The 7,504-nt window shown below is 56.7% G+C and carries 10 protein-coding genes; 2 read left to right on the top strand and 8 right to left on the bottom strand.

Annotation, left to right across the window (positions count from 1 at the left end; all coding sequences use genetic code 11):
• A partial coding sequence (locus WCG50_RS15960; RefSeq protein ID WP_336900585.1) for an SURF1 family protein occupies positions 1-695 on the bottom strand: 695 nt, incomplete at its 3' end.
• 15 nt (positions 696-710) lie between these two features.
• Here WCG50_RS15960 and WCG50_RS15955 point away from each other — a divergent pair.
• The gene (locus WCG50_RS15955; RefSeq protein WP_336900584.1) at positions 711-932 is read left to right on the top strand and encodes a twin transmembrane helix small protein; all 222 of its coding nucleotides are present in this window, start codon (positions 711-713) and stop codon (positions 930-932) included.
• Positions 933-973: 41 nt separating this feature from the next.
• Here the strand turns inward: WCG50_RS15955 and WCG50_RS15950 are convergent, their stop codons facing one another.
• From WCG50_RS15950 to WCG50_RS15920, 7 genes are all read right to left on the bottom strand, one after another.
• Positions 974-1,855 carry a cytochrome c oxidase subunit 3 gene (locus WCG50_RS15950; RefSeq protein WP_336900583.1) on the bottom strand — a complete coding sequence of 294 codons (882 nt, stop codon included), beginning with the start codon at positions 1,853-1,855 and terminating at the stop codon, positions 974-976.
• Between the two features lie 56 nt (positions 1,856-1,911).
• Positions 1,912-2,100, bottom strand: coding sequence for a DUF2970 domain-containing protein (locus tag WCG50_RS15945; RefSeq protein WP_336900582.1), 189 nt, complete (start codon positions 2,098-2,100; stop codon positions 1,912-1,914).
• Entirely contained in the window at positions 2,097-2,696 is a 600-nt protein-coding gene (locus WCG50_RS15940) for a cytochrome c oxidase assembly protein (protein WP_336900581.1), read from the bottom strand. The genes WCG50_RS15945 and WCG50_RS15940 overlap by 4 nt, the downstream gene beginning before the upstream one ends.
• Before the next feature lie 3 nt (positions 2,697-2,699).
• Positions 2,700-2,813 carry a cytochrome oxidase small assembly protein gene (locus WCG50_RS15935; RefSeq protein ID WP_336900580.1) on the bottom strand — a complete coding sequence of 38 codons (114 nt, stop codon included), beginning with the start codon at positions 2,811-2,813 and terminating at the stop codon, positions 2,700-2,702.
• 22 nt (positions 2,814-2,835) lie between these two features.
• The gene (ctaD, locus tag WCG50_RS15930) at positions 2,836-4,470 is read right to left on the bottom strand and encodes a cytochrome c oxidase subunit I (protein WP_336900579.1); all 1,635 of its coding nucleotides are present in this window, start codon (positions 4,468-4,470) and stop codon (positions 2,836-2,838) included.
• A gap of 15 nt (positions 4,471-4,485) precedes the next feature.
• Entirely contained in the window at positions 4,486-5,670 is a 1,185-nt protein-coding gene (gene coxB / locus WCG50_RS15925; protein WP_336900586.1) for a cytochrome c oxidase subunit II, read from the bottom strand.
• Positions 5,671-5,821: 151 nt separating this feature from the next.
• The gene (locus tag WCG50_RS15920) at positions 5,822-6,709 is read right to left on the bottom strand and encodes a biotin synthase (RefSeq protein ID WP_336900578.1); all 888 of its coding nucleotides are present in this window, start codon (positions 6,707-6,709) and stop codon (positions 5,822-5,824) included.
• Positions 6,710-6,749: 40 nt separating this feature from the next.
• Here WCG50_RS15920 and WCG50_RS15915 point away from each other — a divergent pair, with 40 nt between their 5' ends.
• On the top strand, positions 6,750-7,445 hold the full coding sequence (locus tag WCG50_RS15915; protein ID WP_336900577.1) for a ComF family protein: 696 nt from the start codon (positions 6,750-6,752) through the stop codon (positions 7,443-7,445).
• The last annotated feature ends 59 nt before the right edge of the window (positions 7,446-7,504 follow it).

Here is a 7,504-nt window from a genome sequence, read left to right as displayed (position 1 = left end):
CTAACAATTTGAAACCAGACATAAAGAAGTGTGAGGAGTGCGCTCAGCGCAAACCATTGAAAGGCATAGCCATAGTGCGTGTCGACGCCGGTGCTGACTACGGGCCATTCACGTAGCAAGCCTTCCGAAGCCGCACCCATTTGCTGCACCGATACCGGCAACAAAGGCAAACCCAACTCGGCACTGAAACGCACCATGTCCAGATTTTGCCGGATGCGCCCCGATTCCGGGCCGCCGAGCTCGTATAACTTGGAAGGGACTGGGGCAATGCGCCCCTGGATTTGCACCAGGCCCGCCGGTGTTTCTACTTGCGGCACTTGGTTACGGTCCAGAAAATTACGTGCCACCCAACCACGCTGAACAACCACCACCGCCGTGCTGTCTTGCAACTGCAGGGGCGTCACCACATACAAGCCGGGCTTGTTGTTCATCTGGCGGTTGTCCAGAAACACCGTGTGTTGTGCCAGCCAGGTGCCCTTTAAGACGATGCTGCGGTTGACCTCTGTTTTCGGATCAGCCAGCCCCAGCAAGTTCTTGTCGGTCAAACCTGGCAAAGCAGATTGCTGCTCAATACTGGCTTGAATGGCTAGTTTTTGGGCTGCGCGTGACAACTGCCAACGTCCTAGCGCGAGCGTCAACAACACCGCCAGCACCGTGCCTAATGTGATCAGCCAGAACCGCCAGCGTGCATTCACGAGATAATCCAATTCATGAAGTACTTAGTTATTCTTGCATTTTTTGCCATCATTGCCAGCTTGGCGAGCGCCCTGTTTTTCATGATGCGGAGCAATAGCAGCGGCAAATCCAGACAACAAAAAATGGCCTTTGCACTGGCCATGCGGGTAGGTATTTCAATCCTGTTGTTTGTGAGCATTTTGCTGGGCTGGAAACTCGGCTACCTTCATCCTACCGGCATTACGTCAGGGCAGTAAAAAAGGCACCCTGCGGTGCCCTTTTACGACTGCGTTATTGGTTACAACCAGTAAACCAGCACGTAGAGACCGAGCCAGACTACGTCCACAAAGTGCCAGTACCAAGCCGCCCCTTCAAAGCCGAAATGACGCTCTGACGTGAAGTGACCTTTTTGCAAACGCAGGGTGATGAACAGCAGCATCAGCATGCCCACAAAAACGTGGAAACCATGGAAACCGGTCAGCATGTAAAAAGTGGTGCCGTAAATGCCGGAGGTGAGCTTGAGGTTCATCTCATGGTAGGCATGGTAGTACTCGTAACCTTGCACGGTCAGGAACACAATGCCCAGCAGCACCGTCATCCACATGAAGGCCAGCGTCTTGCCCCGGTTGCCCACAATCAGGGCGTGGTGCGCAATCGTCAGCGTCACACCAGAGCTCAAAAGCAAAGCAGTGTTGATGGTCGGAAGCCAAAACGGCGTCATGGTCTGGAAGGGCTCGATGATGCCTGCGGGTGAGCCGGTAGCCCCTGCAGCGAGGCTAGGCCAGACTGCTTTGAAATCAGGCCACAAGAGCGCATTGTCAAGGCTGCCCAAGGCCGGCACCGAGTGCGCCCGCGCCCACCAAAGGGCGGTGAAGAACGCTCCGAAGAACATCACCTCAGAAAAGATAAACCAGCTCATGCTCCAACGGTAGGACAAGTCCACCTTGTGGCCATACTGGCCGCCTTCACTCTCACGAACCGCTTCACTGAACCACTGGAAAAGCACGCCCAGAAACACGGCCATGCCAAAGGCCAGCGAGTACTTGCCCCAGTCGGCCCCATTGACCCATTGACCGGCGCCGAGGATGACAAAAAACAAACCCAAAGCAGCCATCGCGGGGTGGCGAGACGGGCTGGGCACAAAGTAATACGGCGTTGCAGCGTGTGTTGTTGAACTCATGTCAGTTCCATTCCTTGCGGTTCTCTTCAATATTTCCAAACGGTGGGGTCAGCGCCTTATTTGGCGACAACCCATTTCACCAGCACTATCAAACCAATGACAAAAATACCGGCCCCGGCAATGCCCGCCACAATGATGTGAAAGGGATTGACGCGGGCCATGTCTTCCTGCGACTCACTACTTTTACGAATTCCAAAAAACGACCAGGCCACCATCTTGACGCTGCGCCAAAACGAGGGCTTCATGTGCCCACTCCGGCATGCCCTGGTGCAGTCACCTCCGCCACCGGGGCGGCAGGGGTCTTGCCTCCTACCTCGAAAAATGTATAGGACAAGGTGATCGTCTTCACATCTTTGGAAAGTTTAGGGTCAATCACAAACACCACCGGCCATGACTTCATTTCACCCGGCTCCAGCGTGTACTGGCTAAAACAAAAACACTCCAGCTTGTTGAAATGCGGGCCGGCCTGCGCCGGTGCATAGCTGGGAATGGCCTGCGCCGACATGCGCCGGTTTTGCACATTCTTGAACTCGTACATCACCGTGGCCATCTCGCCCGGATGCACCTGCAGCGAGCGCTGCGCGGGCTTGAAATCCCAAGGGCCTTGCGAGTTGGCATCAAACTCCACCGTGATGGTTCGGCTCGTGTCGACCTGCGTGTTGGTCGGCATCGACGGCGTGGCACCCGGAATGTTGCGATCTCCGAGTGCCAGGATGTTGATACCGGTCATCTCACAAATCGATTTATAAATCGGCACCAGCGCGAATCCGAAGGCAAACATCAAGGCCGCAATCACGGCCAGTTTGCGCACCATCCGGAAATTTTCGCGCTGAAGATTCATGACCTAGCGGCTTTCCAGGTACATCTTGGCGAAGAAACCGACGAAGAACACCACCGCCACCGAGGCGAGGATCAGTCCGGTTTTCAGATTGGCTTTTCTTTGTTCAGGCGTCATCATGGGTCTTGCTCCGTTTCAGCTATCAGGCAATGATTTTGGTGGCCGTCATATCGAGCTTGGGCGGCGTCTCAAAGGTGTGAAACGGTGCAGGCGATGGAATCTCCCACTCCAGGCCTTCAGCGCCTTCCCAAGGCTTTTGCGGTGCTTTTTCGCCTTGGCCACGCATGGTGGGCAAAATCACGAAGATGAAGAAGTAAACCTGGGCAAAGCCGAAGAAGAACGCACCGACCGAGGCAATGGCGTTGAAGTCAGCAAACTGCATCGGGTAGTCTGCGTAGCGACGGGGCATACCGGCCAGTCCCAAAAAGTGCATCGGGAAGAACGTGACGTTGAACGAAATCAGCGACCACCAGAAGTGGATCTTGCCGCGTTTTTCGTTGTACATGACGCCAGTCCATTTGGGTGACCAGTAGTAGTAACCAGCAAACAAGGCATACAAGGAACCCGCCACCAGCACGTAGTGGAAATGTGCCACCACGTAGTAGGTATCGTGAATCTGGATATCAATCGGGGCCATGGCCAAAATCAGGCCGGTAAAACCACCCAAGGTAAACACAAAGATGAAGCCGACTGCGAACAGCATGGGCGTCTCAAACGTCATGGAACCCTGCCACATGGTGGCGATCCAGTTGAAAATCTTCACTGCGGTCGGCACGGCAATCAGCATGGTGGCGTACATGAAAAACAGCTGACCCGTTACTGGCATGCCGGAGGTGAACATGTGGTGCGCCCACACGATGAACGACAAAATGGCAATGCTGGAGGTAGCGTAAACCATCGAGGCGTAACCGAACAAGCGCTTGCGGGCAAATGCCGGCACGATCTGACTGATGATGCCGAAGGCCGGCAAGATCATGATGTAAACCTCAGGGTGACCGAAGAACCAGAAAATGTGCTGGTACATCACCGGGTCGCCGCCGCCTGCGGGGTTAAAGAAGCTGGTGCCAAAGTGGCGATCGGTCAGCGTCATGGTGATGGCACCGGCCAGCACCGGCATCACGGCAATCAACAAGTAGGCGGTAATCAGCCAGGTCCAGCAGAACATCGGCATTTTCATCAGCGTCATGCCGGGCGCGCGCATGTTCAGGATGGTCACGATGATGTTGATCGAGCCCATGATGGACGACGCGCCCAGCAAGTGCAGCGCGAAGATGCCGGTGTCCATGCTCGGCCCCATTTGTAGGGTCAGCGGCGCGTACAGCGTCCAACCGGCAGCGGGCGCGCCACCAGGCATGAAGAAAGAGCTGGCGAGCAACAGACCCGCTGGAATCATCAGCCAAAAGCTGAAGTTGTTCATACGCGCAAACGCCATGTCGGAGGCGCCAATTTGCAGCGGAATCATCCAGTTGGCAAAGCCGACAAAGGCCGGCATGATGGCGCCAAACACCATGATCAGCCCGTGCATCGTGGTCAACTGGTTGAACAACTCCGGATTGACAAACTGCAGGCCCGGCTGAAACAGTTCAGCGCGAATAATCAGCGCCAGCACGCCACCAATCATCAGCATCGTGAAGCTGAAGAGCATGTACAAAGTACCAATGTCTTTGTGGTTGGTCGCAAACACCCAACGGCGCCAGCCCGCAGGCGCACCGTGGTCGTGATGGTCGTCGTGGGCCGGGTGAGCGGGATGGGCAGGGTGGTCTAGAACGGCACTCATTCAAATTCCTTAGCTTTATTTGCGGGCAGCAGTCACGTCAGCTGGCTGAACCAGTTGGCCGGTCTTGTTGGACCAATTATTTTTGGTGTAGGTCATGACAGCCGCGATTTCAGTGTCGCTGAGCTGCTTCCAGGAGGGCATGCCCAACGCCACACGGCCATTGAGCAGCACCGAAAGTTGCACGTTCTTGTCTGCATTCAGCACCACGGCAGAACCATCCAGCGGTTTGATCGGACCGGCACCCTTGCCGTTGGCCTGGTGGCAGGCCACGCAGTTGGCGGCATAGACCTTGGCACCGCGCTCGGTGATCTCTTCAGCGGTCCAGACCTTGCTCGGGTCATCGAGTTTGGCGGCCAGTTTGACCTTCTCTACCGCCACCCACTTGGAGTAATCCTCGGCCGACAACACTTTCACGTGGATCGGCATGTAGGAATGCTCTTTGCCGCACAGTTGCGCGCACTGACCATAGAAGTCACCGATTTTTTCGGCACGGAACCAGGTGTCGCGCACAAAGCCGGGAATGGCGGCTTGCTGCACACCAAAAGCTGGCACCATCCAGGCGTGAATCACGTCATTGGCTGTGGTGATGATGCGGATCTTTTTGTTGACGGGCACCACCAGAGGGTGGTCGACCTTCAGGAGGTAGTCATTCACCACCTCGCCGGCCTTGGGGCCGCCGTTGTTGGACATTTCGCGCTGATCGGCATCCAGCGCCGAGATGAAACCAATGCCCTCGCCTTCGCCCTTGAGGTAGTCGTAACCCCATTTCCACTGCATGCCTGTGGCCTTGATGGTGATGTCTGCGCTCGTCGTGTCTTTCATCGCCACCACCACTTTGGTGGCAGGCAAGGCCATCAGGATCACGATGACGAAGGGGACGATGGTCCAGATAATTTCCACGGTCACCGACTCATGGAAGTTGGCGGGCTTATGACCGACCGATTTGCGGTGCTTCCAGATCGAATAGAACATGACCGCGAACACGGCGACAAAAATAACCGTGCACAAAATCAGCATGAACCAATGAAGCCAGGCCTGGTCTTCGGCAATTTTGGTGGCCGGCATTTGCAAATTCAGTTGGTTGACCGAAGGGCCACCCGCCAGATCGCTCACGGCATGGGCTGCGCTAAACAGAGCTGTGCCGGCCCAGGCGCTGGCTGCCAGCATCAAACCAGTCAATTTATTGAAAATGCTTTTCATCATGTCCACTTTTCCATTGCCTCAAATTAACCAAATCTGACTGGACAGAACCATGCTCGCAGGAATCTCCCGCAGTGTCTTGGTCGTCCTTAATTTTTGGATTGTAGCCCAGGCAACTTTTAAGGGTTTTCCATAATGTCAAGCCCTTTTCTCAAGGATTACCGGGATAACTTTTGCGTTGGTGCAATGTTTCTCGCATTTGATCCAAAGAAAGTACTGTTTCGGCACGCATAGTGAGTTTCGGGGCCGGTTTGAAGGCATGGCCGTAAATCACTTCAAAGGTTAATTGAAGTGGTTTTTGCGCCAGTGATTGATGCAATTTTTCGCGCCATTGCCGTCCGCGCAAGCCCGTAAAACGCTGCGGGTGCAGGTTGCGACCCAGCCCACGCAACTCTTCCAGCAAGCGCTGGGGCGACTCAAACGTCAGGGTGATGCGCTCCATGTCCATCACCGGCTCGGCAAAACCTACGCCAGCCAGCATGTCACCCCAATCGTGCATGTCGGTGAACTCATGGGCGGGCGCGGGCCAACCCAGTGATTGATATAACCCACGCAGCTCCTGCAGAGTGTCTGGCCCGAGGCACGAAAACATTACAAAGCCATCGACCGCCAAAGCCCGGTGCCACTGGGCCATCAAGGCTTGCGGGTCGGCCGCCATGTGCAGCGCCATGTTGGCCCACAGCATCTGCACCGCGCCTTCGCCCGGCATCTCAACGGCGGGAGCCGTGCCCGTCCAGCGGGCCGGCTGCCACCAGGGTTTTGCTATTGATTTAGAAGCATACTGCACACGATCTGCCTGGGCTTCAGCCATAAAAGACTTGGAGTCAGGATAGCGACGCATGAGCAAGGCTTGCGCTTCCAGCCCGCCCCGCACCGGCGCCCAATGGGCCCAGCTTTGCGGCTTCAAGTTAATCCACTCCAGTCGCTCTTCCATGCGCCGGGCCACTTCTTCGTGCAGCCAGGGGGAGGCACTGGCGGGCATGTGTTGCCAGCGTCGTGCGGCTTGAGGGTCGATGGTGGGGGGAAGCTGGGGTGTCATGGTGCGCGCCTAGGTGAAGTCGCGAGAGTATATTGAGAAGATGCTCTCTGGATTCACTTCAAGGCTGTTGGCCGCGCTCCCCAGTCAGTGCCTGGTGTGCTACGCCTGGCCGTCGCAACCGGTGTGTGAAGCTTGCGTCAGCCGCTTCGCCCAACCGCAGTCGCGCTGCCCGACCTGCGCCTTGCCGGTGCCGGCGGGGGTGCGCCAGTGCGGCGTGTGCATCAAACAAGCGCCTCCGCTGGATGCGTGTCTGGCGGCAGTGACTTATGCTTTTCCGTGGTCGGACTTGATCGTGGGCTTCAAATTTAACAACAACCCCGGTAGGGCCAGTGCTTTTGCCTTGTTGCTGCGCAGCACACCCTGGGTTGAGCCCGCGCTGGATGCCGCCGATGTGGTGGTGCCGATGCCGCTGTCACCTGAGCGCCTGAAGTCGCGCGGATTCAACCAGGCGCTGCTCCTTGCCCGGCTGCTGGCTCCCGAAAAAACCGACGCCCGCCTGCTGCTGCGCATCAAAGACACGCCGCCGCAGAGCTCGCTTAAACGCGCCGAACGGCTGGACAGTGTGAATGATGCGTTTGCGGTGGAGCCCTTGCAGCTATCAAAACTCAAAGGCGCCCGGGTGGTGCTGGTCGACGATGTGATGACCAGCGGCGCCTCGCTCTTTGCCGCCGCCCGGGCGCTGCGCTCGGCCGGGGCCGCCCACATCACCGGGCTCGTGATCGCCCGAACGGAGTGACTCACAAGGCGACAATGCGGGCCTATGTTTCATATCGTCCTGGTCGAACCCGAGATCCC

The sequence above is a fragment of the Rhodoferax sp. genome, assembly GCF_037143375.1.
Classification (GTDB): Bacteria; Pseudomonadota; Gammaproteobacteria; order Burkholderiales; family Burkholderiaceae_C; genus Rhodoferax.
The sequence above is the reverse complement of the archived record's forward strand: the minus strand, read 5'-3'. Positions and strand labels throughout refer to the sequence as shown.

What these genes read in the sequence shown, in the direction of transcription:
- WCG50_RS15950 (WP_336900583.1), bottom strand. Translation starts at nt 1,855, where the DNA reads ATGAGTTCAACAACACACGCTGCAACGCCGTATTACTTTGTGCCCAGC.
- WCG50_RS15920 (WP_336900578.1), bottom strand. Translation starts at nt 6,709, where the DNA reads ATGACACCCCAGCTTCCCCCCACCATCGACCCTCAAGCCGCACGACGC.
- WCG50_RS15915 (WP_336900577.1), top strand. Translation starts at nt 6,750, where the DNA reads ATGCTCTCTGGATTCACTTCAAGGCTGTTGGCCGCGCTCCCCAGTCAG.
- WCG50_RS15935 (WP_336900580.1), bottom strand. Translation starts at nt 2,813, where the DNA reads ATGATGACGCCTGAACAAAGAAAAGCCAATCTGAAAACCGGACTGATC.
- WCG50_RS15940 (WP_336900581.1), bottom strand. Translation starts at nt 2,696, where the DNA reads ATGAATCTTCAGCGCGAAAATTTCCGGATGGTGCGCAAACTGGCCGTG.
- coxB (WP_336900586.1), bottom strand. Translation starts at nt 5,670, where the DNA reads ATGAAAAGCATTTTCAATAAATTGACTGGTTTGATGCTGGCAGCCAGC.
- WCG50_RS15955 (WP_336900584.1), top strand. Translation starts at nt 711, where the DNA reads ATGAAGTACTTAGTTATTCTTGCATTTTTTGCCATCATTGCCAGCTTG.
- ctaD (WP_336900579.1), bottom strand. Translation starts at nt 4,470, where the DNA reads ATGAGTGCCGTTCTAGACCACCCTGCCCATCCCGCTCACCCGGCCCAC.
- WCG50_RS15945 (WP_336900582.1), bottom strand. Translation starts at nt 2,100, where the DNA reads ATGAAGCCCTCGTTTTGGCGCAGCGTCAAGATGGTGGCCTGGTCGTTT.